Origin of the sequence: Devosia soli, from assembly GCF_000970455.1 — a bacterium.
Taxonomy (GTDB): Bacteria; Pseudomonadota; Alphaproteobacteria; order Rhizobiales; family Devosiaceae; genus Devosia; species Devosia soli.
Map to the genome: position 1 here is coordinate 199,440 of NZ_LAJG01000022.1, position 24,328 is coordinate 223,767.

25 protein-coding genes are annotated in these 24,328 nt (G+C 62.1%); 6 read left to right on the plus strand and 19 right to left on the minus strand.

All coding sequences use genetic code 11. The features are described 5' to 3' along the window. Positions 1-90: 90 nt before the first annotated feature. The 3 genes from VW35_RS11800 to VW35_RS11810 form a co-directional block, all read right to left on the minus strand. The gene (locus VW35_RS11800) at positions 91-1,062 is read right to left on the minus strand and encodes a prephenate/arogenate dehydrogenase family protein (RefSeq protein ID WP_046143241.1); all 972 of its coding nucleotides are present in this window, start codon (positions 1,060-1,062) and stop codon (positions 91-93) included. Continuing rightward, positions 1,059-2,153, minus strand: a complete 1,095-nt coding sequence (gene hisC, locus VW35_RS11805) for a histidinol-phosphate transaminase (RefSeq protein ID WP_046143242.1) — start codon at positions 2,151-2,153, stop codon at positions 1,059-1,061. The genes VW35_RS11800 and hisC overlap by 4 nt, the downstream gene beginning before the upstream one ends. A 77-nt stretch (positions 2,154-2,230) precedes the next feature. Continuing rightward, a complete protein-coding gene (locus tag VW35_RS11810) occupies positions 2,231-2,965 on the minus strand; it encodes a class I SAM-dependent methyltransferase (protein ID WP_046143243.1) in 735 nt (244 codons plus the stop codon). A 118-nt stretch (positions 2,966-3,083) separates the two neighbouring features. Here VW35_RS11810 and gloB point away from each other — a divergent pair, with 118 nt between their 5' ends. Both gloB and VW35_RS11820 read left to right on the plus strand, forming a co-directional pair. Next, positions 3,084-3,851: a hydroxyacylglutathione hydrolase gene (gene gloB / locus VW35_RS11815; RefSeq protein ID WP_046143244.1), complete on the plus strand. Its 768-nt coding sequence runs from the start codon at positions 3,084-3,086 to the stop codon at positions 3,849-3,851. Positions 3,852-3,981: 130 nt separating this feature from the next. Continuing rightward, positions 3,982-4,218 carry a hypothetical protein gene (locus VW35_RS11820; protein ID WP_046143245.1) on the plus strand — a complete coding sequence of 79 codons (237 nt, stop codon included), beginning with the start codon at positions 3,982-3,984 and terminating at the stop codon, positions 4,216-4,218. Positions 4,219-4,253: 35 nt separating this feature from the next. Here VW35_RS11820 and VW35_RS11825 read toward each other — a convergent pair whose 3' ends face one another. The 5 genes from VW35_RS11825 to VW35_RS11845 form a co-directional block, all read right to left on the minus strand. Continuing rightward, positions 4,254-4,703: a hypothetical protein gene (locus VW35_RS11825; RefSeq protein ID WP_046143246.1), complete on the minus strand. Its 450-nt coding sequence runs from the start codon at positions 4,701-4,703 to the stop codon at positions 4,254-4,256. Positions 4,704-4,762: 59 nt separating this feature from the next. Then, entirely contained in the window at positions 4,763-5,662 is a 900-nt protein-coding gene (locus tag VW35_RS11830; protein ID WP_046143247.1) for a 2-dehydropantoate 2-reductase, read from the minus strand. A 14-nt stretch (positions 5,663-5,676) separates the two neighbouring features. After that, complete coding sequence (locus VW35_RS11835; RefSeq protein ID WP_046143248.1) at positions 5,677-7,101, minus strand: MFS transporter; 1,425 nt, start codon at positions 7,099-7,101, stop codon at positions 5,677-5,679. A gap of 320 nt (positions 7,102-7,421) precedes the next feature. After that, positions 7,422-8,480 carry a Gfo/Idh/MocA family protein gene (locus tag VW35_RS11840; protein WP_046143249.1) on the minus strand — a complete coding sequence of 353 codons (1,059 nt, stop codon included), beginning with the start codon at positions 8,478-8,480 and terminating at the stop codon, positions 7,422-7,424. Positions 8,481-8,661: 181 nt separating this feature from the next. Then, a complete protein-coding gene (locus VW35_RS11845) occupies positions 8,662-10,146 on the minus strand; it encodes a GMC oxidoreductase (RefSeq protein ID WP_161796902.1) in 1,485 nt (494 codons plus the stop codon). Between the two features lie 108 nt (positions 10,147-10,254). Here VW35_RS11845 and VW35_RS11850 point away from each other — a divergent pair, with 108 nt between their 5' ends. Next, entirely contained in the window at positions 10,255-11,142 is an 888-nt protein-coding gene (locus tag VW35_RS11850; protein WP_046143251.1) for a sugar phosphate isomerase/epimerase family protein, read from the plus strand. 144 nt (positions 11,143-11,286) lie between these two features. On the opposite strand, the gene VW35_RS11855 is transcribed toward VW35_RS11850, so the two are convergent. The 4 genes from VW35_RS11855 to VW35_RS11870 form a co-directional block, all read right to left on the minus strand. Continuing rightward, positions 11,287-12,099: a sugar phosphate isomerase/epimerase family protein gene (locus VW35_RS11855; protein ID WP_046143252.1), complete on the minus strand. Its 813-nt coding sequence runs from the start codon at positions 12,097-12,099 to the stop codon at positions 11,287-11,289. Positions 12,100-12,253: 154 nt separating this feature from the next. After that, positions 12,254-13,654, minus strand: a complete 1,401-nt coding sequence (gene fumC, locus VW35_RS11860; protein WP_046143253.1) for a class II fumarate hydratase — start codon at positions 13,652-13,654, stop codon at positions 12,254-12,256. A 130-nt stretch (positions 13,655-13,784) separates the two neighbouring features. Then, on the minus strand, positions 13,785-13,964 hold the full coding sequence (rpmF, locus tag VW35_RS11865) for a 50S ribosomal protein L32 (RefSeq protein ID WP_035086813.1): 180 nt from the start codon (positions 13,962-13,964) through the stop codon (positions 13,785-13,787). A 224-nt stretch (positions 13,965-14,188) separates the two neighbouring features. Further along, on the minus strand, positions 14,189-15,160 hold the full coding sequence (locus VW35_RS11870; RefSeq protein WP_046143254.1) for a DUF2125 domain-containing protein: 972 nt from the start codon (positions 15,158-15,160) through the stop codon (positions 14,189-14,191). A 132-nt stretch (positions 15,161-15,292) separates the two neighbouring features. On the opposite strand from VW35_RS11870, the gene VW35_RS11875 reads away from it, so the two are divergent. Then, positions 15,293-15,853 carry a gamma-glutamylcyclotransferase gene (locus VW35_RS11875; RefSeq protein ID WP_152662573.1) on the plus strand — a complete coding sequence of 187 codons (561 nt, stop codon included), beginning with the start codon at positions 15,293-15,295 and terminating at the stop codon, positions 15,851-15,853. On the opposite strand, the gene VW35_RS11880 is transcribed toward VW35_RS11875, so the two are convergent. From VW35_RS11880 to VW35_RS11895, 4 genes are all read right to left on the minus strand, one after another. After that, the gene (locus VW35_RS11880) at positions 15,841-16,188 is read right to left on the minus strand and encodes a hypothetical protein (RefSeq protein ID WP_046143256.1); all 348 of its coding nucleotides are present in this window, start codon (positions 16,186-16,188) and stop codon (positions 15,841-15,843) included. The genes VW35_RS11875 and VW35_RS11880 overlap by 13 nt on opposite strands. A 103-nt stretch (positions 16,189-16,291) precedes the next feature. Beyond that, entirely contained in the window at positions 16,292-17,107 is an 816-nt protein-coding gene (locus VW35_RS11885) for a lysophospholipid acyltransferase family protein (protein WP_046143257.1), read from the minus strand. A 73-nt stretch (positions 17,108-17,180) separates the two neighbouring features. Beyond that, positions 17,181-18,110, minus strand: coding sequence for a cell division protein FtsX (locus VW35_RS11890; RefSeq protein ID WP_046143258.1), 930 nt, complete (start codon positions 18,108-18,110; stop codon positions 17,181-17,183). Then, positions 18,103-18,765 (minus strand): cell division ATP-binding protein FtsE, encoded by a 663-nt coding sequence (locus tag VW35_RS11895; protein WP_046143259.1) that lies wholly within the window; start codon positions 18,763-18,765, stop codon positions 18,103-18,105. The genes VW35_RS11890 and VW35_RS11895 overlap by 8 nt, the downstream gene beginning before the upstream one ends. 210 nt (positions 18,766-18,975) lie before the next feature. Between VW35_RS11895 and VW35_RS11900 the strand changes: the two genes are divergently transcribed. Next, positions 18,976-19,983, plus strand: a complete 1,008-nt coding sequence (locus VW35_RS11900) for an MJ0042-type zinc finger domain-containing protein (RefSeq protein ID WP_046143260.1) — start codon at positions 18,976-18,978, stop codon at positions 19,981-19,983. 82 nt (positions 19,984-20,065) lie between these two features. Further along, positions 20,066-20,476 carry a response regulator gene (locus tag VW35_RS11905; protein ID WP_046143261.1) on the plus strand — a complete coding sequence of 137 codons (411 nt, stop codon included), beginning with the start codon at positions 20,066-20,068 and terminating at the stop codon, positions 20,474-20,476. Positions 20,477-20,651: 175 nt separating this feature from the next. Here the strand turns inward: VW35_RS11905 and lysA are convergent, their stop codons facing one another. The 3 genes from lysA to argH form a co-directional block, all read right to left on the minus strand. After that, positions 20,652-21,911, minus strand: a complete 1,260-nt coding sequence (lysA, locus tag VW35_RS11910) for a diaminopimelate decarboxylase (RefSeq protein ID WP_046143262.1) — start codon at positions 21,909-21,911, stop codon at positions 20,652-20,654. 173 nt (positions 21,912-22,084) lie between these two features. Then, a complete protein-coding gene (locus VW35_RS11915) occupies positions 22,085-22,807 on the minus strand; it encodes a gamma-glutamylcyclotransferase (protein ID WP_046143263.1) in 723 nt (240 codons plus the stop codon). Positions 22,808-22,863: 56 nt separating this feature from the next. Beyond that, positions 22,864-24,312: an argininosuccinate lyase gene (argH, locus tag VW35_RS11920; RefSeq protein ID WP_083982708.1), complete on the minus strand. Its 1,449-nt coding sequence runs from the start codon at positions 24,310-24,312 to the stop codon at positions 22,864-22,866. Positions 24,313-24,328: the final 16 nt, after the last annotated feature.

Consider the following 24,328-nt stretch of genomic DNA (forward strand, 5'->3'; position numbering starts at 1 on the left):
AATCAAAGCCCGCCTATAAAATGCGCATTGCGCCTACCATTCAAGGTGCAACTTGCGCAATTTTTGCAACTTTTGACGTCATATTAGCGATTAGGCGTCATCCCCGCCGCCGTGCTCACGCACGAAGGTCACAGTTGGCTCCGGCGGTGCTTCGTGCGGGCGGCCAAAATCGGGGGCGGTCGTTTCCTGGCCGGCATCGATGATCGAGCGACGAATGGCACGCGTGCGGGTAAACATCGCTTCCAAGGACGCACCGTCACCAGTGCGGACAGCGCGCTGCAACACCGACAAATCTTCAAGGAAGCGCCCGAGCATCTCGAGGACGGCATCGCGATTGGTCAGAAACACGTCGCGCCACATGACCGGATCGGAGGCGGCGATACGCGTAAAGTCACGGAAACCCGAGGCTGAGAACTTGATGACTTCGGACTGGGTCGCGGTTTCAAGGTCTGCGACGGTGCCGACGATGTTGTAGGCGACAAGATGCGGAATGTGGCTCGTGATGGCGAGCACCATGTCGTGGTGCGCCGCATCCATGCTCTCGACCTTCGAGCCCATGGCGCGCCAGAAGGCAGCGAGTTTCTCGGTCTTGTCTGCGGGCACGTCGGCTCCGGGTGTCAGCACGCACCAGCGGCCGGCGAAAAGTTCGGCAAAGCCGGCGGAGGGGCCGGAATGCTCGGTGCCGGCGATTGGGTGGCCAGGGATGAAATAGACTGTCTTCGGCAGGTGGGGTGCCACGACCTTTACCACATGCTCCTTGACCGAGCCGACGTCGGAAATGATGGCGCCGGGTTCCAGCACGGGGCCGATGATGCGGGCCAGCGCGTCGTAGGCACCCACTGGCGCGCAGAGAATGACGAGGTCGGCGCCGCGCACGGCTTCAGCCGCATCGAGCGTATAGATATCGCCGAGCTTGAGGTCTCGCGCTTCGTCGAGCGTTTCCTGGCGCCTTGTGGCGATGGCGATGACATCGACGAGGCCCTGGCGCCGCGCGGCAAGGGCGATGGACGATCCGATCAGCCCGATGCCGATCAGCGCAAGCTTGCGAAAATGGGCGCTCATTGGGCGGCTTCCATCGATTTGAGGATTCTTGCAACGCCTCGCATCGCCTCTTCCGAGCCGATGGAGATGCGAAGGCCGTTGTGGATGTCGTAGGACTGGCCGACTTCACGCACGACATAGCCACCGGCCAGCAGCGTACCGAAAGCGCGTGCAGCGGTTTCGGCATCGGGGAAAAGCACAAGGATGAAATTGGCCTGGCTGGGCAAGACGCGCATCGCGTTGCCATCAAGCTCGGCTGTCAGCCATTGGCGCCACTTGGCATTATGGGCGCGCAGCTTGTCGGTGAACTCCACATCCCGCGTTGCGGCAGCCCCGGCCAATTGCGCGGGTAAATTGACGTTAAACGGCCCGCGGATACGATTGAGCGCGTCGATGATGTGCTCCGGACCAACCATCCAGCCGATCCGCGCGGCGGCAAGGCCCATCTTGGAAAAGGTGCGGACCATGACCACGTTCTCAGCTTCGCCGACGAGGTCAAGGCCGACCGAATAATCGGCGGCGGTGACATATTCGGCATAGGCGCTGTCGATGACGAGGAGGATATCCGGACGCAAGGCCGCGTGAAGGCGCCGTACGTCCTTATCCGAAAGGTAGGTGCCTGTCGGATTGTTCGGATTGGCCAGCCAGATGATCTTGGTGCGTTCGGTGATGGCGGCGAGAATGGCGTCGACATCGGCGGTGTAATCGTCTTCATCGACCATGACGATCTTTGCGCCGGTGGCCATGGTGATGATCGGATAGACCGAAAAGCCGAAGCGGTTCATCACCGCCTCATCGCCCTTGCCGAGATATGTCTGAGCCAAAAGGTGCAAGAGGTCGTCCGAACCATTGCCGCAAATGATCCGGACCGGATCGACGCCATGCACTTCACCCAAGGCGTCGCGCAGGATGCGGGAAGAGCCCTCCGGATAAATCTCGAGATGCTCGGCAGCGCTCGCAAAGGCGGCGATGGCCTTCGAGCTGGCGCCAAGTGGTGATTCATTGGCTGAAAGCTTGACCACCTTGCTGCCGGGCGCGCCAGATTTGCCAGGAAGATAGGGGGCAATGTCCAAGATTCCGGGCTGCGGGGTGGGGCGGATAGGATCGGTCATGGCGCACTTTGATGACGGGCGGGAAAGGCCGCGCGGACCATATGCAAAAGGGGTGTGAAAGGCAAAGCCTCTCTCGCTCAGGAGCCTGAGCGCGCCGTTGCCGGCGCCATGCCGGGAAGGCGGACATAGCGCTCGGCGCGCTTGCGACGGGGGACCGCCGGAAACGCTTCCTTGCGGGCTCGAACGCAGATCACGCCGCTCATCGCCGGGCCGAAGAGGCGGCCGACACGTTCGAAAAAGCGTGCCGAGCGCAGGACGAGGGAAGACTGCATCGGCGGCATGAACAGTCCATCTCGCCAGGCTTCGGGCACGAAAGAATGGTCGCGGAGAAGCTTTTCAAGCTGGCCGCCGGAATAGGGATTGCCCTGACCGAAAGGGGTGGCGTCACGCTGGGCCCAGATGCCACGCCGCCGTGGCACGACGATGATCAGGTGGCCATTTGGTGCCGTGACGCGCCAGAGTTCGCGCATTAGTTCCTCGGCGTCAGACACATGTTCGAGCGCATGCACAGCGATGGTCAGATCAACGGCGGCGTCGGTCAGCGGCATTTCGAGCGGATCGCAGAGCACGGTGTGAGACGGGCCTTCGCGCGGCCACGCGGAAGCGCCCTGGCGCTCCGGCATCAGCGCCAAGACCCGTTCTGCCGGCTTCAGTGCGAAGCGCATATAAGGGGTGGCAAAGCCTAGGCCCAGGATGCGCTTGCCCTTAACGTCGCCAGCGAGGGAAATGATCTGCTCACGCACGAGGGCGCGGGAAATGCGCCCGAGGGGCGATCGATAATATTCGATCAGGCGGCCTACATCGCTGGTCATGGACAAACTCTAGCCAAGGATCGGTGGAGTTGTCCAACCCTGCGGTTGTCATCTCGGAGCCGCAGCCCTACCTTTCAAGGTCAGTTCAACAACATCGACCAAACCCGAGGAGCCGGCTATGGCATTGATCGTGGATGTCTTTTCCGCCCGCAGCGATAATTTCGGCTACCTGCTGCATGACGAGTCAACCGGCCGCACGGCGGCGCTCGATGCGCCGGAGGCCAATGCGATCGAGGATGCGCTGATCCGCACCGGCTGGACGCTGTCGGATATCTTTATCACCCATCACCATGTCGACCATGTGGAAGGGATTGCCCAACTCAAGGCGGCGTTTGGCTGCCGGGTGGTCGGGCCGCGGGCGGAGGCGGACAAGATCGAGGGGCTCGATGTGCTGGTTGGGGACGGGGATAAGGTCGAGCTGGGTGAAACGCGTTTCGACGTCATTGCAACGCCCGGTCACACACTTGGGCATATCGTCTACTTCGAACCCATTGGAAAACATCTCTTTTCTGCCGATGCGCTGTTTTCGCTCGGGGTGGGACGGATGTTCGAGGGGACGCCGGGACCGATGTGGGAGGGGGTGAAGAAGCTCCGCGCGCTGCCCGACGATACGCTGGTTTATTGCGGCCACGAATATACCGAAAGCAATGCGCGCTTTGCACTCAGCATCGACCCGCACAATCGGGCGCTGCAGCAGCGCGCCGATGTCGTTAAGTCCTTGCGGCAAGGGGGAAAACCGACGATTCCGTTCGAGCTCGGCGAGGACAAGCGGGCTAATCCCTTCCTGCGTGCCGACGCGCCGGAACTAGCCCGGCATTATGGTCTCGAGGGCAAAGACCCCGCCGAAGTTTTTGCCGCCATCCGCAAGGGAAAGGACAATTTCTGAGGTTTGGGGATCGTAATCTGTTAACAATCCGTTAACATCTGGCACGCCGTTTGCTCCTTAAGGGGCATGGGGCCGTCAATTCGTCTCAAAACGAGACGGGCGGCCCGAAACGGAACAGGGAATGCCAGATATGACCGATCGCGAAACAGCTCGTCCCGGCCTGCCCATCCGCATCGACATTTCGCGTGAACAGTCGTCGCTCCCGCGCTTTGCGCCGACTGCCGCCTTCGTGAGCCAGCTTATCGTCGGACGCGCGGCGCCAGTGGCACAGCGGCGGCCGATCAATGCGGTCGGTGCCTATCGCCAGAGCGCGACGAGTGCGGTTCGTCGCATGCCGGAAGGCTATCGCAAGACGGTCGTCGCCTGAAATCAATCCCCGCCCCAAAAGCGGGGAATTTTGTTTCAGTTCATCGAGACGTCGCGGCTGGCGCTGGTGATGGAGACGGTGAAGCCGGCAACCACATCGATCAGGCTCATCACCATCAACAAAAAGAATACCGAACTGGCGGCAGCGCCGACCAGCAGGAATTCGACGAGGAAGACCACAAAGAGCAGCATGGACAACATGTGCTCGATAATCGAGTTGCGCGCCGTCTGGGTCGACTTCAGCACTTCGAAAAAGAGCATGATGATGCCAAGAACCAGCAAGAGATCGCCGGCGGTGACGGCCCATGGCATATTGGACGGCATGGGGATGGAGAAGAGACCTGCTCCCCAATTGATCGGATTGGCGCCAAAGAACAAGAAGACAACGATATTATAAAGCACGAACGGCACGACCAGCAGCGGCACGATGAGGCTGTTGCTGCGGCGCGGCGCCGAACGTGTGGGCAAGACGACGGTTTCCGTCATGGCAAGGCTCCGATTGGTCCGGTAAGGATGCCAGAGGTTGTCCGGCGGTGGAAGGGCGCTTAGAGCGCTTGCCCTTTTATCCAGGGGGCGCCGGACGCACCGAGTAGGGTGACGAGAAGTTCGTTCATCGGCGTCGAAATGCCGTGCTGGCGCCCCAGCCGGACGATAACGCCATTGCGCGCATCGAGTTCGAGGCGATTGCCGGCGAGGCGGTCGGCGTGCAGCGATCCGCCGGTGGCGCCTTCGGGCATGGTGCGCGAGGTCTCGATAGTCTTTTCGACGAAGTCTTGCGGGATGATGGCGCCTTCTGCGCGGCCAACCGCCGCACATTCCTCAACGACACCGCGCACGATGCGTTCAAGCTCAGGCGACCAGACGGGACCGGTAGCGCGGAGCGTCAGGGTTGGCACGATGGCAATCGCATTGCCGGTCAGCTTGAGCCAGGCCTGGGTGGTAAAATCGCGATGGGCTGCCGCCTCGATTTCAGTGTTGGCGAAAAAGCCGGCAAAGGTGCGTCCTTCCGCGGTGTCGGGAACAGCGACGACGCCGCGGCGGTGCTGGACCATGCGGCCGGGAGCGGTCCGCGCCACGGGCAGATTGATAATGACGGGCAAGATGCGTTCGGCGGGCACGAGATGGGCGAAAAGCGCGCGATGCTCGACCCCATTCTGGATGACGGCCACCCGCGTTTGCGGCCCGAGGAGGCGGTCGAGCCAGGGTTTGGTGGAATCCGCATCATAGGTCTTAGTGGCCACCAGCACCCAATCGACCGGTTCAACGTCCGCCGGGTCGGTAACGAGACGGGGCGCGGCTTTCAGCAGGCGGTTCGGGGTCGTCACTTCGAGGCTATCGAAAGGCGTGCGAGCGCAGAGCGTCAGGTCGAGCGCAGGATCCTGTGCAAGCCAGGCAGCGACGGTGCCGCCGATGGCGCCGGTACCGACAATGGCGAGACTGGGCAAGAAAACCTCCTCGGTCAGCCGACGGCAAAGCTCGAATCAGCGTCCTGCGGACGGATCATCGATACCATGCGCCAGGCCGCAACAAGCGCCAGAACCGCAGTTGCTACGCCCAGAGCATAGACGGGAATGATGGCGAACTTGACCGCTTCTGCCGAACCGGCGGCAGCAAGGCCAGCTAAATTGGCGGCAACGCCGGCTAGAGCCGCTCCAATCGCATTGCCGGCCGATTGGGTCGTCGGCACAAGCGCCGAGGTGCGGTCGCGTTCTGCATCGCTCGCCGCTTCCATCATCGTCAGGTTGATATAGCCATTGCACATGCCAAAACCTGAGCCGATGACCAATTGCCCGATGACCAGAACCGCGACCTGATCGAGCTGGAGACCGGCCAGAACCAGGAGAAGTCCGGTCCCGATCATGGCAGGGCCGATGCGGATCAGCGTCTTGCGGGTTTCCTTGCTACGAACATTGGCAACGGTGATCGCCGATCCGCTCCAGGCAACGGCCAAAACGGCGGCAAGAGCGCCTGCAGCGGTCGGGCCGTAGGACCAGATCTCCTGGACCACCAGGACGAGATACACGGCTGATCCGGCACCGGCAATATTGATGAGAAGAACGATCCAGAGGCCCGTCCCGACCACCGAGATCGGCCGGAAGGCATCTGGCGGCATCAGCCGGGTTTGGGCGCGACCATCGAGGATGACGGCGAGCACGAGAAGAGCGACGGCGCCGGCAAGGAGCGCCGTGGCGAGAAGCGGCGCCGCCAGCGCGGCGAGGGCGACAAGCATAATGCCGCTGCCGATGGCCAGAAGGCGCAGGCCAGGGAAACGGACGCTGTTGCGATCTTCAGCCAATTGCGCGGGCACCTTGACCATGACCATGGCGGCAAAGATCAGCACCAGCGGCACATTGACAAGAAATGCGGCGCGCCAAGACACCATTTCGGTGAGGACGCCGGCAAGCGCCGGACCGCCAAAAGCCGCGATGGCCCAGATCATGGCCTGAAGGCCGAAGACCTTGGGGACGAGGCGCGAGGGAAAGAGTTCAGGGATCAGCGCAAAGCAGACGGCGGAAACGACGCCTTCGCCAAGACCCTGCAGGGCGCGGCCGAAAAGGACCTGCGGCATGGAGGTGGCCGTGCCGGCAACGAGGGTGCCGAGGAGAAAAATTCCGGCCGAAACGAGCAGTGCCGTCCGCGAACCAAGACGCTGCTTAAGGAGCGCCGCGCCGGAACCGCCGACGATGGCGAAGACGAGGAAAAGCGTAAGGGCCCAGGAGATCAGGGCTACCCCGCCCATTTCCTGCACCGCGGTGGGCAGGGAAATCGAAGCGAGAAAAGCATTGAAGGCGAGAAGGGCGACGCCCAGGCACAGAATCAGCGTCACGGTTGCATAGCGCGGGGTGAAGATTTCAGCCCAGCGGCCTTCGACTCTATCGGTCATGGCCTTCCTCCTCGGGTGATCAGGTTGCTAAGGCGCGCCGCGCGAAATGGCAACCACCAGGGTGGTGGAAGATGGGGTTGAGGCGGTTCAATTTTTATGGGCAACGGGCCCGCCAAACTCACGATGACACGGTGGATTGGGATGAAATTGTGGGTGGATCACGGGGCGGTGGAGGAGCGGTTGGCATAGTGGCTCCCGCCCCCCTCCCGGCCTACCCCATCAAGGGGGAGGTGCGGCATCGAGTGTTGGGCAATGCCCGACACGTTCCCCTTGATTAGGGGGGGCGCAGGAGGGGGTGTCGGCGGACGCGTTGGTAGCGACTAGAGCTTTACCGCAAGCCCTGTCCGGACGCTCTCGTCCGCTGCGAGGCAGATGTGGAGCGAGGTGACGGCGTCGTTCATGTGGCGGGTCAGGTCGATATTGTCAGTGATGGCGCGGTAGACGAAATCCTGTTCGCGATCGCAAAGACCCTGGTGGTCGGGTTCACCGTGCATGTCGAGCCAGTCGTCGGGGCGGGAAGGCTTGTTGTTGGCGTCAAGGCCCGCGTGGTGGACGAGGATGCGCGAAGTTTGGGTGTGGGCGTTGATGTCAGCAGAGGCGGCGCCTTGGTCCATGACGATGGAGACGGAGCCGTTGGGCGAGATGACGTCTTTTACGAAGAAGGCGGTTTCGCTCATCATCGGGCCCCAACCAGCTTCATACCAGCCGACGCTGCCATCGTCGAAGAGCACCTGGAAATGGCCGTAATTGTACATGCCGGCCGGCAGGCCCCTGGCGAGGGGGACGCCCATGCCGCGCACTTCGACGGGTCTTGCATCGGTGATCTGGCACATGACGTCGACATAGTGCACGCCGCAATCGACGATCGGGGAGGTGGTCTCCATGGTCGAGCGGTGAATGTCCCAGGCGGGGCCAGAGGACTGCTGATTGAGATTCATGCGGAAGACATAGGGGCCGCCGAGGTTTCGCGACTCTTCGATGAGCTTCGTCCAGGAGGGGTGGTGGCGGAGGATATAGCCGATGACCACCTTGCGGTTGTGGGCGGTCGCTGCGTCGACGACGCGCTGCGCATCGGACGTGGTGGCGGCGAGGGGTTTTTCGACGAATACATGGGCGCCGGCTTCGATGGCGGCGACGGCGTAGTCGGCATGGGTATTGGTGTGGGTTGCGATGGCAACGACATCCGGCTGGAACTCGGCCAGCGCAGCGGCGTAGTCGGTGCGCAGGGGATAGCCAGTCAGTTCGGCTGGCAGGGTTGGGGCCGAGCGATTGACGAGGCCGACGATCTCGAAGCCGGGATGGGTATGGTAGGCGATGGCGTGGCTCTTGCCCATCTGGCCGAGGCCGACGACCAGGACTTTCAGCTTTTTCTCGGTCATTTTAGTCTCCCGAAACATTGGGGCGCTGGGGCCCTTTCCCTTCTCCCCTGAGGGGAGAAGGTGGCGCGAAGCGCCGGATGAGGGGTTGAAAATCTTTGGTCGCCAGAGGGGGGTGAACCCCTCACCCTAACCCTCTCCCCTCAGGGGAGAGGGGACGGGCCGGTGACACGGCCGGTTTCGGTTATAGGCTGCGGCGTGCGGCAGCGATCTGGCGGGCGCCGAAAGTGGCGAGGGCGGTGGAATAGAGCGTCGGATTGGTGGCCGTTACCGTTGGGATGACGCCGTTGCCGGCGACATAGAGATTGTCAAAACCCCAGACGCGGCTGTTGCGGTCGCAGACGCTGGTGCCGTCGTCCTTTTCGCCCATGCGGACCGTGCCCTGATAGTGGAGCGAACTGCCGACGGGCTGGACGAAGGTGGCAAAGCCCGGAGCGGGGCGGCCGATGATTTCTGCGACTTTGAGGGCGGTTTGCTTGGCCCATTCGAGACGTTTCCTGTCGCCTTCGGACTGGGTCCAGCGGATGGAAATGGCGGGCAGACCATGCCAGTCGAGTTTGGAATCGTCGAAGGCGACGTGGTTTTTCTCGTCGATATCGGCGGGGCAGAAGACCCCCATGCCGATAGGCTGGCCGGAAAGGTCCGCCGATTTCGGCATGGTGTGAAGGCTCGCCGGGGCGATGGTGACCGAAAAGGGAAGTTCGTTGGTCGCCGGGATCCAGCTCATGGCCTGCATGGGCGCGTCGGTATCGAGTTCGGCGATCTGCGAGACGATATAGTGATCGTTGATATAGTGGCCGAGTGCCTTGGGGCGAACGCCCGAGGCGTGGAGGAGCTGTGGCGTGTGGAGCGCGTCGCAGGCGACGACGACGGTGCCGGCCGAGAGCGTCCAGGTTTCGTCGGTTCCGGTGCGGGCGAGGACGACGCCGGTGGCGCGGCCGCTTTCGTGGATCACCTTGCGGCAGGTGGTGTCGGCAAGGATGCGGAAGGTGTCTTCCGGCTCCTTGACCAGGTTGCCGAGGATGACGTCGGTGCCATGCCAGCGCGGGCCATTGGGGCCGGGTGTGGCGGCCATGGGCATGGGCTGGACGAAGCGATCGGGCGTGCGGCCGGGATTGAATTGCTGGCCCAAACGCTCCCGCATGGCCACCGCGACGGGATCGGGACCGCGCGGGTCTTTGTGGACGCCAAGGAGGCCTTCGGCGGTGCGGAGGGCGGCTTCGAGCTCATCGGCGGGGATGAAGGGCACGCGCTCGGCTTGCGACGGGGTCGGCGTGCCGGCTGACCATTTGGTGCCCATGCCGCCGACATTGGCGGCGGAAAAGCCGGCGAAGAGGCCTTCGCCGTCATCGCCTTCATTGGCGATGAAGAGGCCGGAGCGGCGGAGGAGGGAGGCGTCGAAGCCGCCGGCGCGGCGGGCTTCCCACTCTTCCTTGCTGATCGACATGCGCGGGGAGCGATCGCCGCCCTGGGCGAGAATTTCGAGTTTTGCGCGCTCGGCGAGATCGAGCACGTTGTCGAGGTGACCGCCGACTTCGGGCAGGATCTGCGGGCCGGCTTCGACCATGACGATGCGCGCTTCAGGCCAATCGCGGCGGATGATCCGAGCATAAGCGCTGCCGGTGGGGCCGCTGCCAATGATCACGACATCGGTTGATTGCGGAGCCATGGCTTTCATTCCCATCCGAAATGCTGGTATGTAATTGGTATTAATGGTTTGGATTGGTATGTAAAGCCGCGATCGCGGCGAACACGGATTTTCGTTGAGGAGCGCGCCATGAAACTGGGTTTGTCGTCATACAGCTTCCGCCCGCTGCTCGCGAATGGCAGCCTGACCATCGAAGGTCTGTTCGACTGGCTTGAGGCGCAAGGTGCAGAGCATCTCGAAATCGCGACCTTTTCCTTTGCCGGGGCGGGCAAGGAAGCTGGGTACGATCTTAGCGCCGAGGAGGAGACGCTCCGCCGGATCGAGGCCGCGGCGGCGCGGACGGGTGTGCCGGTTTCAGGCATTTGCCTTGGGGCGAATTTTCTTTCGAGCAATGGGGCGCGCCGCGCCGAAATCAAAACCGTCAAGCGACACGTGCTGCTTTGCAAGCGGTTGGGCGCGGGTTTTCTGCGCCATGACGTGGTGCCCTGGGCGCATCGGCTAGCCGATACAGCTGAATTCGAGCGCGAGTTCGAGGGGCTGGTCGCGGTCTGCCGGGAAATCGCTGCTTTTGGGGCCGAGCATGGGGTCGTCACCAGCGTCGAGGACCATGGGTTTTTCATGAACGGGGCGGAGCGGCTGTTGCGGCTCGTCCATGCCGTGGACCATCCCAATTTCAAGCTGACGGTCGATGTGGGGAATTTTTTATGCGTCGACGACAATCCCTATGTCGCGACCGAGCGGACGCTGGGGCGGGCGGCGTTTGTGCATGTGAAGGATTTTTATGTGCGGACGCGCGAGCCGGGGCCGGGTTGGCTCAGGACCCATGGCGGGCAGTTTATTCGCGGGTCGGTGTTCGGATACGGGGATCTCGATGTCGCGGCGCTGCTGAGAAGTCTCGTAGCTTCAGGGTATGATGGGTTCTTGTCGCTGGAATATGAGGGGGCGGAGCCGACGCTGTTTGGGTGTGAGGTGGGGCTCAACAATATCAGGCGGATGCTGGCGGAGTTGGGGGGCTGAGGTTTTTCAACTCGATATCTCAATCCGTCGTCACCGCCAGTTTTGTCCGGGCGGTCCATTTTTGTGGGGGCATGGATTGCCCGGATGAACCGGGCAATGACGGTGGGGAAGGTTGAGGGTTTGACCTCACCATTGTCTGGCGACTTATAGCCCGACGATCCGATCGAGCCGTGCCTTGATGTCGGCGAGGCGATGGCGGTTGCCGCCGGGGACTTCGGCGGAGACCCAGCCGTTATAGCCGATCTTGGACAGCGCGCTGTTGACGCCGGGCCAGTCGATGTCGCCTTCGCCGAGTTCAACTTCGAAGCCCTTCCAGGGGCCCTCGGCGTTCATTTTGGTGAGGCTATATTCCTTGATGTCCACGCGGAAGATGCGGCTGCCGAGGGCTTCGATCCAGTCGGTGGGGCTGCCGTAGCGCATGACGTTGCCGACGTCGAAATACCAGCCAAGGCGGGGGTTGTCGAAGCCGTCGATGAGATGGGCGGCCTCGAGCGGGCTCAAAAGAAAGTTGTTCCAGACGTTTTCGAGCGCGATGGAAATGCCGATTTCTTCCGCGTGCGGCAGGAGCCGGTCGATGCCTTCAACGGCTCGGTCATAGGCGGTGGCGTAGCTTGTCGTGGCGTTGACGACGCCGGGGACCAAAAGCATGGTTTCGGCGCCGTAGCTCTTTGCCTGTTTCATAGCTTCGATACTGGCGGCGACGCAGGCTTCGCGCACGGCGGGATCGGGATCGGTGAGCGGCGTTTTCCAGTGGGCGGAATTGACGACGCCGGGGATGGCGAGGCCGGTGGCATCGCGGGCGGCGAGGATTTGCGCCTGATCGAGATCGTTTGGCGAATCGAGTTCGATGCCGTCAAAGCCGAGATCGGTGAGCAGCTTGAATTTGTCGAGGATGGAGAGGTTTTCCTCGACCATCGACCATTTGAGGCTCGTTTTGGCCATGGGGCGCGAGGTCATGACGAGATGCTCCGGAAGACACGCTGTAAGCGCCTCTCATCGTCACCACCCGGCTTGTCCGGGTGGTCCATGCGGAGGCGAGGTGGATTGCCCGGATAAACCGGGCAATGACGGTCACTGAACGCTCACGCCATGAGGCGCGATCAGAGGCGGGCTACTTCTTGATCGTTAGCGGGCCGACCATCTGTTCGGGCTTTACTTCGGCGTCGAATTCTTCGCCGGTGAGGAGGCCGAGGTCGATGGCGGTTTCGCGCAGGGTGCCGCCGCTCTTGTGCGCGGTTTTGGCGATTTTTGCGGCGTTGTCGTAACCGATCTTGCGGTTGAGCGCGGTCACCAGCATGAGGGACTGATCGACGAGCTGCTTGATGCGCTTGCGGTCGGGCTGGATGCCGATGGCGCAATTGTCGTTGAACGACTTGGCAGCGTCGGCAAGGAGGCGCACGGACTGCAGGAAATTGTAGGCGATGACTGGCTTGAAGACGTTGAGCTCGAAATTGCCCTGGCTAGCGGCAAAGCCGATGGCGGCGTCATTGCCCATGACATGGGCGACAACCATGGTCATGGCTTCGGACTGGGTCGGATTGACCTTGCCCGGCATGATCGAGGAGCCAGGTTCGTTTTCCGGAATGGTCAGTTCGCCAAGGCCCGAGCGAGGACCGGAAGCGAGCCAGCGCACGTCATTGGCGATCTTCATGAAGGCGACGGCGAGCTGCTTTAAGGCGCCCGAAGTGCCCACAAAGGCATCGTGGCCGGCCATGACGGCGTATTTGTTGGGGGCGGTGACGAATTCATGGCCCGAAAGGGTCGAAATTTCTTGAGCGACGGCGACGGCGTAATCGGGGTGGGCGTTGAGCCCCGTGCCGACGGCGGTGCCGCCCAGCGCCAATTCGCGCAGCTGCGGGAGCGTCGCTTCGATGGCCTTGATAGCGAGGTCAATCTGCGCGACCCAGCCGCTCATTTCCTGGCCAAGGGTGAGGGGCGTCGCGTCCTGGAGATGGGTGCGGCCGATCTTGACCACATCCATGAACTCTTCGGATTTGGCATGAAGCGTATCGCGCAGGATTTTGACGCGCGGGAAGAGATAATTGACCACAGCCTCGACCGCAGCGATGTGCATGGCCGTGGGGTAGGTGTCGTTGGACGACTGGCTCATGTTAACGTGGTCATTGGGATGCACGGGTTTTTTCGAACCCATGGTGCCACCGGCCATTTCGATGGCGCGGTTGGAGATGACCTCGTTGACGTTCATATTGGATTGGGTGCCGGAACCCGTCTGCCAGACGACAAGCGGGAAATGATCGTCGAGTTTGCCATCGATGACTTCGTCGGCTGCAGCGACGATAAGGTCGCGCAGCTGTTCGTCGAGGAGGCCGAGCTTGGTATTGGTGATCGCCGCCGCCTTTTTCAGGATGGCAAAGGCAGTGATGATTTCCTTGGGCATCTTTTCCCCGCCAATGTCGAAATTGGCGAGGCTCCGGGCCGTCTGTGCTCCATAGTACTTGTCGTTCGGCACATTGATGGTGCCCATCGTGTCCGATTCAACACGTGTGGTCATGGAAGGCTCTCCGGAGTTTGCCGCTCTTGTCGGCGGGATCAGTCTTTGAAAAAACAAAGCGGCCGATCCCTTGCGAGATCGGCCGCTTCAAAAATCAGGTCGCGCGCATCAGCGTCGCAAGCCTTTCGGCTTAGCTCTTGACGGCGAGAATCTGCCGGCCGCGATACATGCCGGTCTTGAGGTCGACGTGATGCGGACGACGCAGCTCACCCGAATCCTTGTCTTCGACATAGGTGGGGTTGGCAATCGCGTCGTGCGAGCGGCGGAAGCCGCGCTTCATCGGCGAGGTCTTTCGTTTTGGCACTGCCATGGTCGGTACTCCGAATTCAAAATCGTTGCGCCGCCGAAAGCGGCCCAGAGACACGTCTCTGTTGGGATTGCGGGCTCTATAGAATAGTTGCCGGACTTTGGCAACATGGGGTTTGGCGGATTCGGCGAGGCTCGCCTTGCCCACCGCTCATTATCGCCATCCCCGCCCAGCTTCCCCTTGTATGGGGAGAGGGCGTGCTGGTGGGGGGACTTGCGTGCCTGAAATCAGAAGAGTGGCGGGATGGTCGTGATGGGGATGAGGCCCGAGGAGAGGGCGCCGGAGCGGAAATTGAGCTGGTTGGTGTGGCGGCCATCGGCGCCGGGGACGCCGAGAACGAGAGTGCGCCAAGGCTCTTCGATCATCGGGCCGATGCGTTCAGCGACCCCGAGGGAGTCGATGGCTATCGAGCCATTGAGGAGGCCCTGCGCATCGAGTGCCAGATCCCCCGAGGCAGTGAGATCACCCGATGCGTCGTTCATGCGGATGGCGACGATCTTGAGAGCGCCGCCAGCCTGCTGCCACGCTGGAAGGATCGGCGTGGCGCCGAGGGTTGACAGATCACCAGGAAGCCCGGTCGCTTCGGCTTCGATCTCGACATGGGTATCGGTCAGGGCGAGCGGCGGCAGTTCGAGTGCGTCGGCCGTCATGAAAAGCGCCAGGCCTGCACGATTGTTGGTCGCGTCGAACGCCTCGGGCATATCGAGAAGGTGGAGTTCTGCGTGAGAGGATTTGGCAAGGAGCGTCTCGCCGACGAGGCGATCGGTCCAGGCGAGTTCATCGCCAACGAGGGAAAGGCGCGCAATGCGATTGCCGACAAGGCGCAGGCTGCCTTCAAGCCCAGTCCAGGAGAGTTCCGATCGTTGACCGGTAAAGGCATCGGAAACTTCGGCCGGCCCCTTGGCCGAAGCGAGGAAATGGGTGAGGTCATAGACCATGGCACTGGCGCGAATGCCAGGCACTTCCATCATCACGTCGCCGCTGACGATCACGGCGTCTGTGCAATCGACATCGAAAGCGAAGGGGAAGCCGGTGACGCCAAGGCTGGCACAGCTTAGCTGCGGGCTGGTCTCGCCGTCGGCGAAGGCGAGCAGTTCGATCTGCTGGCGTACCTGGCCGGCAAAGTAATACCAGGCGCCGCTCGCTGCAGCGATGACGACCAGGATAAAGGCGGCGAGAATGATGATTCGCTTTTTCATGAACCGGTTTTATCTCTGAGGGCGGGAAATGCAAAAGCGGGTCGTCATGCTTCCGCCTTTGTTCATAGTAGACCTGACTAAGTTAGGCTTGTGGCCAAGAAGAGGCCCCATTACGCTTGCGGCGAGATGAGCATGCAGGACACGACCGAAGCATCATCGCATTGGGTTTTCGGCTATGGTTCCCTGATCTGGAACCCCGGTTTTCCCTTTGTGTCGACCCATCTTGGCCGCCTCAAAGGCGCGCATCGGTCTCTCTCGATCATTTCCCATCATCACCGCGGTACGATCGAGCGGCCCGGACTGGTCTTCGGCCTGACGCGTGGCGGTTCGGTGCGCGGCATGGTGTTCGAAGTGGCCGATGAAAACTGGGTGTCGGTCCGGGCTTATCTTGAAGCGCGCGAACAGGTGACCATGGTCTACCGCGACGTCATGCGGCCAGTGGTGCTCGATGACGGACGGCGGGTATCAGCGCTCACCTTTGTCGTCGACGAACGGCACGAGCAGTTCGCCGGACAGCTTTCCCTTGAAGAACAGCTCGCCATGGTACGGGTTGGCGTGGGAATTTCGGGCCGAAACGTCGATTATGTGATCAATACCGCGCGGCATCTCGAGAGCCTCGGCATTCGTGATCGGGTGCTCATGGATCTCGCCCGGCGGCTCGAGACAGACGACGAGACCGGTCAGGCCGCCTGATCGAGCGGAACGGGCACCGCGCCTTCAAGATCGGCAATCAGCGACAGACGTTCGTTGTCTGCTTCCGGACGCTGGAGGCGATGGACGCCGTCTGCCCGACGCAAGGCATTGCGGAAACGCAGGCGAATGGCTGGCTCGGAAACAAGATCGAGGCCGCAGCCGACCCAGAGCACGGTGTTGCCGCGCGCAATGAGATAGAGATCGGCACCATTGAGAATGAAGGTGCGCAGATTCTGGCTTTCGAGCTTATAGGTGCGGCCGGACAAACCCAGCCACAATACCATCCGCTCCTGCTGCCCAGCCGGCTCGAAGCCCGCATCAATCCAAGAAAGCATATTGTTCCCCCTGCCGGAGCAGAACAAAATTAGAACAAAACTCGCGACTCAGTCAAGTTGCGAATAAATGCTACTAGATGTGGTGCTTTGTGGCTTTATCGGGTCAAGATGCGGATGCCGTTGCGCGGGCCACAGCGATGCGCTCCGCAAGCCTGGCATCGATGGGACGCGCGAGCCCCGAATCGACGGCATCAAGGCTCAATTGGGTCGATCGCACTTCGATTGCGGTGCGCATTCGCTCTACGAAAACATCCGGCGCAAGACCGGGCTCGATGGCGGGGAGAAACTCGGCCTGGGCGAGGCCTGGCCAGATGACAAGCGAATTTCGCCCCCAGAAGAGCCCCGAATTGAGAGCAACCGGAACCACCGGGACGTTGAGCTCGGTATACATGCGCACGATCCCCTGACGGTAATCGGCCGGAGCCAGCGGCGCCTTTCGCGTGCCTTCGGGGAAGATGACGATCCGGCATCCCCGGTCCAAGGCCTCGCGCGCCTGGCGCATCATCTGCGGAATGGCTCCGGCGCCTTTCCTGCGATCGATCTCGATGCAATCGAGCGAGCGGGCGGCCCAGCCGAAGAACGGGATGTTCATCAGCTCTTTCTTGACGATGTAGGCCGGGCGGATCGTATGGGGGAAAATGGCGAAGACGTCCCAGTCCGACTGGTGTTTTGAGGCGATGATGCAGCCGCCGGGCGGGATGTTTTCCGCGCCTGAAACGTCGGTCTTGAGCCCGGCAATGAAGCGCAGGAATTGCAGGTTCGACCAGCACCAGTACCGCGCGAGGGCCCAGGTGAAGCGGGTGCGGCCGGCGATGAGCCCGATAATGCCGATGACGATGGCGATGACGGCCGTCTGGCCGATGAAGACGACATAAAAGAGCGCCGTGCGGATCGCCTGGATCACGGTTTTGACGGGCATTGGGTCTCCGGACGCATCAATAGGTGGCTCACTCCATAGCGGTGATGACGCCTCAAGGCGAGAGGCATGCCCTTCAGGAGGCTTCGCTAAGATAACGGCGCACGGTGAGGCGCGAGGTGATCGCAGTCAGTGCGGCGATTGCCGGGACGACGAGCGCCACGCCGATCGTGCCATCAATGCCGAGGACAAAGGCTCCGAAGATAAAGCCGACCTGGGTCGTTGCCTCGCTGGGCAAGACCGAGCCAGCGGCCATGCTGATGAGCGCAAAAAACAGCGCGCAGAGGAGAGCGCCGAGAAAGCCGCCTTGAAGACCGATGGAGAGGAACCTGCCCTGGAATTCTCCGGCAATGAACTTGTTGGAGGCGCCGATAAAGTGGAGCACGTCGACGATCTCGCGATTGGACGCCATGGCGCCGCGAGTCGCAAAGATGATGGCGAGAACGGTGGCAACGCCGATGAGGCCGAGGACGAGAAGGCCGGAGACGACGACCGTGCCGGCCATGGTGTTGAGCTGCTGTCGCCAGGCGGCATGGGTATCAAGGCTCGCGCCCTTGATGGCCTGGAGGTTGCGCTGGAGCTGTTCGATATCGGCATCCACCGGATCGGCGAGCTGCACGACGATGAGACGCGGGATTTCGATGGCGGAAAGATCAAGACCGGCGCCGAGCCAGGGCTCGAGGAGGGCCTGGCTTTCCTCGACAGTCAGGGCACGGGCGCCGGCAACGCCGGGGGTCGTCTGGGCCAGGGTGACCGCGGTGCGAAGGTTGCTGTCCATCACCTCGCCCTCGACGGGGCGGATCTGGATGGTCATCTCGCGGCCAACATCGGCGGACCAGGCGATGGCCGACTTCTGCACCAGCACCACGCCGCCAAGCGTCACGGCCGAAAGAAAGCTCATGATGGTGATGAGCAGCAAAAGCGTGCGGCCGGCAACGGAATGCTCGGGAACGATGGGGGCTGCGGCGCCACGGCGGGTGAAGCGGGCGAGGAGCTGCTTAATCATGGATGGTCAGTGCCCCCTTGTTGAGCACCATGCGCGGATAGGAAAAGCGCTCAAGCAGCGGTAATTCATGGGTGGCCAGGATAATGGTCATCCCAAGGGTGCGGTTGAGCTCGGCAAAGAGATGGACGAGGCGGCTCGAGAGGTCGGGATCGACATTGCCGGTGGGTTCGTCGGCAAGAAGTATCTTTGGGCGCGCGATCACGGCACGGGCAATGGCGGCGCGCTGCTTTTCGCCGCCCGAAAGCACGGTGGGGAGCGCGTGCATGCGCTCGCCGAGACCAACCCATTCGAGAAGTTCGGTGACGTTGGGGCGATATTCGCTTTCCGGCTGGCCGAGGACGCGCAAGGGCAGGGCAACGTTTTCAAAGGTCGTCAGGTGGTCCAGAAGGCGGAATTCCTGGAAGACGATGCCGATGTGGCGGCGCATCTGCAGAAGACTGTCGCGGTCGAGCTTGCCGACGTCCTCATTGAGCATGGTGACCTTGCCGCGGCTGGGCTTGAGCGCCAGCAGCAAAAGCCGCAGGAGGCTGGTCTTGCCCGAGCCCGACGGGCCGGTCAGAAAATGGAACGAGCCGGGCTCAATGGAAAAGGTCAGATCGCGAAGGATTTCGGGACCATTGCCATAGCGCAGGCCGACATCGGAAAATTCGATCAAGAACGGGTGCTCCCCAGCTCGTCCGGTGGTCTTGCCGCGTCGTGCGAATCACATTGCGGCCAATCATAGCAGCCACGGGCGCACCACGCGGCATGAGCTACCGCTTTGCATGGGGGAAAGCGGCACAATTGTGTTCTTTCATGGGTTTGAGGAGTATTAACCCAAGCGGGGATAGGGTCTGGGCAAGCCTCATACGGTTGCGCCGGTTCGATGATCATTACCTGCCCCAATTGCCAGACGAAATACCAGGTGACCTATGAGGCCATCGGCTCGGCTGGCCGTAAGGTGCAATGCGCCTCGTGCCACCAATCCTGGCAGCAGGCGGCTCTCCCGGCCGATCCCAAGCCCGATCTGAGGCTCGTGCCGTCGGTTCCAGATGCCGAATCGGACAAGCTTTTCGAAAACATGGCCGAAGACGCGCTCGACGCAGCGATCGAGACGGAGGAAAAATCCGTCGTCGGCGATGTGACGCGGCCGATCGATCCGGTCGAAGTGACGCGGCCCGCGCAAAAGCGCGAGAGCGCGGCGGAAGTGCGCGAGCGGCAGAAGGCGCTGTCGCGGCGCCAGAACGCGATGGTGTCGCGCCTGCCGATGGCGCGGTTGCGGCGCTATGCGCGCGGGGCGGGCGCTTTCCTTATCGTTGCCCTCCTGGCTGGGGCCTATTTCGGCCGGGTGCCGATCGTCGAGCGCAATCCCGATCTTGCCGGGATCTATCAGGCAGTCGGGTTGGGCGTGAATGTCGTCGGGCTCGAACTGTCGACGCTGCAATCGATGCGGCAATTGAGCGAAGGCAAGGAAGTGCTGGTGGTTTCGGCGCAGATCGTAGGGCTAAAGCCCGATCCGGTCGCGGTGCCGCCGGTTCTCGTCAGCCTGCTCGATGCGCAGGGGCACCCCGTTTACGAGTGGAGCGTCGCGCCGCGCATTCGCGACCTGATGGCGGGGGAGAGAGCCACTTTCGATACGCGGCTGCCGCTGCCGCCGCCCGATGCCGCGCGCGTGCGGATCAGCTTTGCCGGCGGACGATCTTCCGGGTCCGGTGGCGAACAGGCGCCGCCGCCGCCGAGTGCTCCGCCTCAGGAGGCGCATGGAGAGGCTGGTGCACATGAACCGGCTCCCTCACCCGGCGGCATGATTCCGCCGCATGAACCAGCGCCCGAACAGGCGCATGGCGCGCCGCAATCGCCTGTTGAAGCTTCAGCCCCTGCGGTTCACCACTGAGCTGCAATTTCCTATATTCACCACAGGCGTGGCGCTCGTTACCGCTTATTGAAGCGGTCTGGCTGTCGCGCGGAGAATGGCTATGGCCCGTATTCTTGTCGCTGAAGATGATCCCTCCGTCCGCGCCTTTGTCGTCAGCGCGCTGACGATGAAGGGGCATGAGGTCGTTGCCGAAGAAGATGGCGGCCTTGCCGCCGAGACTATGGAAGCGGAAGGGGGGCGGTTCGACCTCTTGCTGTCGGACATCAAGATGCCGGTGATGGATGGCATTGCGCTGGCCTTGCAGGTAGGCTCGGCTTTTCCGGATGTGACGATCGTGCTGATGACTGGCTTTGCCGACCAACGCGAGCGGGCGCATGGGCTCGAGGCGCTGGTCTATGACGTGATCGTCAAGCCGTTTACGCTGGCGGAACTGCTGGCCAAGGTCGAGGATGCGCTCGAGGGGCGGCCGGTCGAAGTGCTGTCGCTGGCAAGGCAGGCGCGGGAAGAGTAGGGCGGGTTTTGGCCCTAATGACCCGTCATTGCCGGGCTTGTCCCGGCAATCCATCTTGCGGAGGCATGGACCACCGGGACAAGCCCGGTGGTGACGATGGTTTGACATTCCAGTGCGCCGAAAATGAGATTCCCACTTGCGCTAAAATGACCTTGTGCTTGGGGTAGTTAGTATCTCACAGCCAATCTGGGACGCTATCGAGCGCCAGCAATTCCTCGATGCTCTTGCGCGGGCGGATGACGTGCCAGCGGGGGCCGTCGACCAGAACTTCGGGGATCAGGGGGCGGGAATTGTAGGTGGAGGCCATGACGGCGCCGTAGGCGCCGGCGCTCATGATGGAGAGCAGATCGCCTTCCTTGACACCGGGGATGGTGCGGCCCCTGGCGAGGTAGTCGCCGGTTTCGCAGACAGGGCCGACGATGTCGCCAGTGATGGGCGGCAGGTTGGACTGGTTTACTAGTTCGACATCGTGGTGAGCTTCGTAGAGGGTGGGGCGGATCAGGTCATTCATCGCGGCGTCGACGATGATGAAGTTGGACGCGCCTTCCTTGACATACTCGACCTTGGTGATCAGCACGCCGGCATTGCCGACGAGGAGGCGGCCGGGTTCGATGACGAGGGTGCAGCCGAGCTGACCGACCTTGTCACGGACGACGGCGGCATAGGCTTCCGGATGCGGCGGGGCTTCCTGATCGTGGTGGTAGGGAATGCCGAGGCCGCCGCCCACGTCGACATGGTGGATGGTGTGGCCATCGGCGCGGAGCGTTTCGACGAGTTCCGCCATGAGGCCGAAGGCGTTCCCGAAAGGTTCGAGATCGGTGATTTGACTGCCGATATGCATGTCGACGCCGACGGCTTCGATGTTCGGCAGTTCAGCGATGCGCTGATAGACTTCGCGGGCGCGCTTGAACGGGATGCCGAACTTGTTTTCGCTCTTGCCGGTCGAGATTTTCGCGTGGGTGCGGGCATCGACATCGGGGTTGATGCGGACGGAGACGCGGGCGGTGAGGCCCATATCGCTCGCGATCATCGAAAGGCGTTCAAGCTCGGGTTCGCTTTCGACATTGAAACACTTGATGCCGGCGGCAAGGCCCTGGCGCATTTCGGCGACGGTCTTGGCGACGCCGGAAAAGACGATCTTTTCGGCCGGAATGCCGGCGGCGAGAGCGCGCTGGAGTTCGCCGCCCGAAACGACGTCGGCACCGCACCCTTCCTTGGCCATCAGGGTGAGAACAGCCTGATTGGAATTGGCCTTCATGGCATAGGCCATCAGCGTCGGGATGCCCTCAAAGGCTTCGCGGACGACGCGGACGTGGCGGCGCAGGGTCGCGGCGGAATAGACGTAAAGTGGCGTGCCGACCTTTTCGGCGAGGTCGTTGATATTGACGTCCTCGGCATAAAGCGTGCCGTCGCGGTGGTTGAAGTGGTGGACCATTTTTGCCCTTTTTATCCCCCGCTCAGACTGTCACCCCGGCGAAGGCCGGGGCCCATCTTGAGATTTGAGATTTTTGCTGCATCTCAGGATGGGTCCCGGCCTTCGCCGGGATGACAACCGAGTGTGTGGATGTACTTGGGGCTGTCGTAAGCGAAGCGCCCAAAAAACAAAAGTCAGACTTCTCGATCCGTCTCATAAACGGCTTCGATGCGTTCGGCGACGAGGTTCTGGAGGCGCCAGAGGTGGGGGTCGTGGAGCCCCATCTGTTCGAGGTGTTCGACGGTCGAAAATAGGTACTCGGCCATGGAGCCGCGGGTGCCGGTGGCCTTGGCGAGGACGTCGGCGATTTCGGCTTCGGAGAGGCTGGAAACGTAGCGGCCCGAGTTGCGATCGATGCAGAAGGTGAGGGCGCGGATGGTGCGATCGACGGTGCGGACATTGACCATGCGCGGGGGGAAGGCGGTGGGCTTCCAGCCCATTTCGCGCTCGAAGAGTTTTATCAGATTTTCGTCGCGGCCTTTGGATGGCAGGCGATAGAGGGCGCCCTTGCAGGCGCCGCCACGATCGAGGGCGAGCATGAGGCCGGGATTTTCGTCCGAGCCGCGAAAGCGGTTGTTCCAGCCGAGGCAAAAGGCGCGATGCCAGCCATGGAGGAGGCCGGTGCGGACTTCGACGAAATCGCAGGCCGGTTTCCAGATCAGGGAGCCATAGGCGAAGATCCAGGTTTCGTCGTGACTTTCCGGGCCGAAGAACTTGGCGATGGTTTCGCGGTGATCGGCTTCGGTGGCTTCGGTCAGGCCTTCGGGCGGAGCCGGCAGTGTTTCGACGATAACTTCGGGCTGGAGATAGGCGACATGGCGCGGCGTGAGGCGCATCTGTCGCTTTGTCTTGGGCATGCGGGGCTCCTTCTCCCTTTTGGGGGAGAAGGAAAAATGTGGGCTAGTTCGCCGCTTTACTCAACCCCGCCATCGCCATGGCCGCCATGCTTCTTCTTGGAGAGGGGGCGGGGCTCATGGTCTTCGCCGGTGAGGGTGGATTTCCAGCGGGCGGCCTGGGCGAGGACGTTGATCGGGGCAGTGCCGCCGTAGGATTTTCGTGCGGCGACCGAGGCCTCGACGGTCAGCACCTTATGGATGCGGCTATCAATGCGTTGATCGATGGTCTTAAAATCCTCGATGGTGAGGCCTTCAAGACCGCAGTTCTTCTGTTCGGCAAGGGCGACGATCTGGCCGGTAATGTGGTGGGCGTCGCGGAAGGGAATGTTGAGTTCGCGGACGAGCCAATCGGCCACGTCGGTGGCGGTCGAAAAGCCGGCGGAGGCCGAGGCGTGCATCTTTTCCCGGTTCGGAGCCATGTCGGCGACCATGCCGGTCATGGCGGCGAGGGACAGGGAGAGGGCGTCAAGGGCGTCGAAGGCGACTTCCTTGTCTTCCTGCATGTCCTTGGAATAGGCGAGCGGCAGGCCCTTCATGACGACAAGCAGGGAATTCAGCGAGCCCATGATGCGGCCGATCTTGGCGCGCACGAGTTCAGCGGCGTCCGGATTGCGCTTTTGCGGCATGATGGACGAGCCGGTGGTGAACTTGTCCGAGAGACGGATAAAGCCGAACTGGGCCGAGGACCAGATGACCATTTCTTCGGCAAAGCGGGAAAGGTGCATGGCGCAGATGGCGGCGGCGGCGAGCGTCTCGAGAATAAAATCGCGGTCGGCGACGGCATCGAGAGAATTGGCCGTGGGGCGGTCAAAGCCGAGGGCCGTGGCCGTCATGTCGCGATCGATAGGATAAGGCGTGCCGGCGAGGGCGGCTGACCCAAGCGGGTTTTCGTTGAGGCGGCGGCGCGCATCGGTGAGGCGGCCGGCATCGCGGCCGAGCATTTCGACATAGGCGAGGAGATGATGGCCGAAGGTCACCGGCTGGGCGTTTTGGAGATGCGTGAAACCGGGCAGGATGGTCTCGGCCTCTTCCTCGGCGCGCTTGACGAGGGTCAGCTGCAGTGTGTGGATCTGGGCGACCAGGTGATCGATGGTATCGCGGACATAGAGCTTGAAATCGGTCGCGATCTGATCGTTGCGGGAGCGAGCCGTGTGCAGGCGGCCGGCGGCATCGCCGATCTTTTCGCGGAGGCGCGATTCGACGTTCATGTGAATGTCTTCGAGGGCCCGCGAGAATTTGAACGAGCCGTTCTCGATTTCGGCGAGCACCTCGTCTAGACCCGCAAGGATCGCATCGCGATCGGCCTGCGTCAGTATGCCAGTGGCAGCGAGCATTGTGGCATGGGCTTTGGATCCGGCAATATCCTGGCGGAAAAGGCGCTGGTCGAAACCGATCGAAGCGTTGATTTCTTCCATGATGGCGTCGGGGCCGGAAGCGAAACGGCCACCCCACATCTTGTTGCTCATCTTATGCCTTTCGGGA

Excerpts from the sequence above, each read along its gene's own strand:
- VW35_RS11800 (WP_046143241.1), bottom strand. The coding sequence starts at position 1,062 with ATGAGCGCCCATTTTCGCAAGCTTGCGCTGATCGGCATCGGGCTGATC.
- hisC (WP_046143242.1), bottom strand. The coding sequence starts at position 2,153 with ATGACCGATCCTATCCGCCCCACCCCGCAGCCCGGAATCTTGGACATT.
- VW35_RS11810 (WP_046143243.1), bottom strand. The coding sequence starts at position 2,965 with ATGACCAGCGATGTAGGCCGCCTGATCGAATATTATCGATCGCCCCTC.
- gloB (WP_046143244.1), top strand. The coding sequence starts at position 3,084 with ATGGCATTGATCGTGGATGTCTTTTCCGCCCGCAGCGATAATTTCGGC.
- VW35_RS11820 (WP_046143245.1), top strand. The coding sequence starts at position 3,982 with ATGACCGATCGCGAAACAGCTCGTCCCGGCCTGCCCATCCGCATCGAC.
- VW35_RS11825 (WP_046143246.1), bottom strand. The coding sequence starts at position 4,703 with ATGACGGAAACCGTCGTCTTGCCCACACGTTCGGCGCCGCGCCGCAGC.
- VW35_RS11835 (WP_046143248.1), bottom strand. The coding sequence starts at position 7,101 with ATGACCGATAGAGTCGAAGGCCGCTGGGCTGAAATCTTCACCCCGCGC.
- VW35_RS11840 (WP_046143249.1), bottom strand. The coding sequence starts at position 8,480 with ATGACCGAGAAAAAGCTGAAAGTCCTGGTCGTCGGCCTCGGCCAGATG.
- VW35_RS11845 (WP_161796902.1), bottom strand. The coding sequence starts at position 10,146 with ATGGCTCCGCAATCAACCGATGTCGTGATCATTGGCAGCGGCCCCACC.
- VW35_RS11850 (WP_046143251.1), top strand. The coding sequence starts at position 10,255 with ATGAAACTGGGTTTGTCGTCATACAGCTTCCGCCCGCTGCTCGCGAAT.
- VW35_RS11855 (WP_046143252.1), bottom strand. The coding sequence starts at position 12,099 with ATGACCTCGCGCCCCATGGCCAAAACGAGCCTCAAATGGTCGATGGTC.
- fumC (WP_046143253.1), bottom strand. The coding sequence starts at position 13,654 with ATGACCACACGTGTTGAATCGGACACGATGGGCACCATCAATGTGCCG.
- rpmF (WP_035086813.1), bottom strand. The coding sequence starts at position 13,964 with ATGGCAGTGCCAAAACGAAAGACCTCGCCGATGAAGCGCGGCTTCCGC.
- VW35_RS11870 (WP_046143254.1), bottom strand. The coding sequence starts at position 15,160 with ATGAAAAAGCGAATCATCATTCTCGCCGCCTTTATCCTGGTCGTCATC.
- VW35_RS11875 (WP_152662573.1), top strand. The coding sequence starts at position 15,293 with ATGCAGGACACGACCGAAGCATCATCGCATTGGGTTTTCGGCTATGGT.
- VW35_RS11880 (WP_046143256.1), bottom strand. The coding sequence starts at position 16,188 with ATGCTTTCTTGGATTGATGCGGGCTTCGAGCCGGCTGGGCAGCAGGAG.
- VW35_RS11885 (WP_046143257.1), bottom strand. The coding sequence starts at position 17,107 with ATGCCCGTCAAAACCGTGATCCAGGCGATCCGCACGGCGCTCTTTTAT.
- VW35_RS11890 (WP_046143258.1), bottom strand. The coding sequence starts at position 18,110 with ATGATTAAGCAGCTCCTCGCCCGCTTCACCCGCCGTGGCGCCGCAGCC.
- VW35_RS11900 (WP_046143260.1), top strand. The coding sequence starts at position 18,976 with ATGATCATTACCTGCCCCAATTGCCAGACGAAATACCAGGTGACCTAT.
- VW35_RS11905 (WP_046143261.1), top strand. The coding sequence starts at position 20,066 with ATGGCCCGTATTCTTGTCGCTGAAGATGATCCCTCCGTCCGCGCCTTT.
- lysA (WP_046143262.1), bottom strand. The coding sequence starts at position 21,911 with ATGGTCCACCACTTCAACCACCGCGACGGCACGCTTTATGCCGAGGAC.
- VW35_RS11915 (WP_046143263.1), bottom strand. The coding sequence starts at position 22,807 with ATGCCCAAGACAAAGCGACAGATGCGCCTCACGCCGCGCCATGTCGCC.
- argH (WP_083982708.1), bottom strand. The coding sequence starts at position 24,312 with ATGAGCAACAAGATGTGGGGTGGCCGTTTCGCTTCCGGCCCCGACGCC.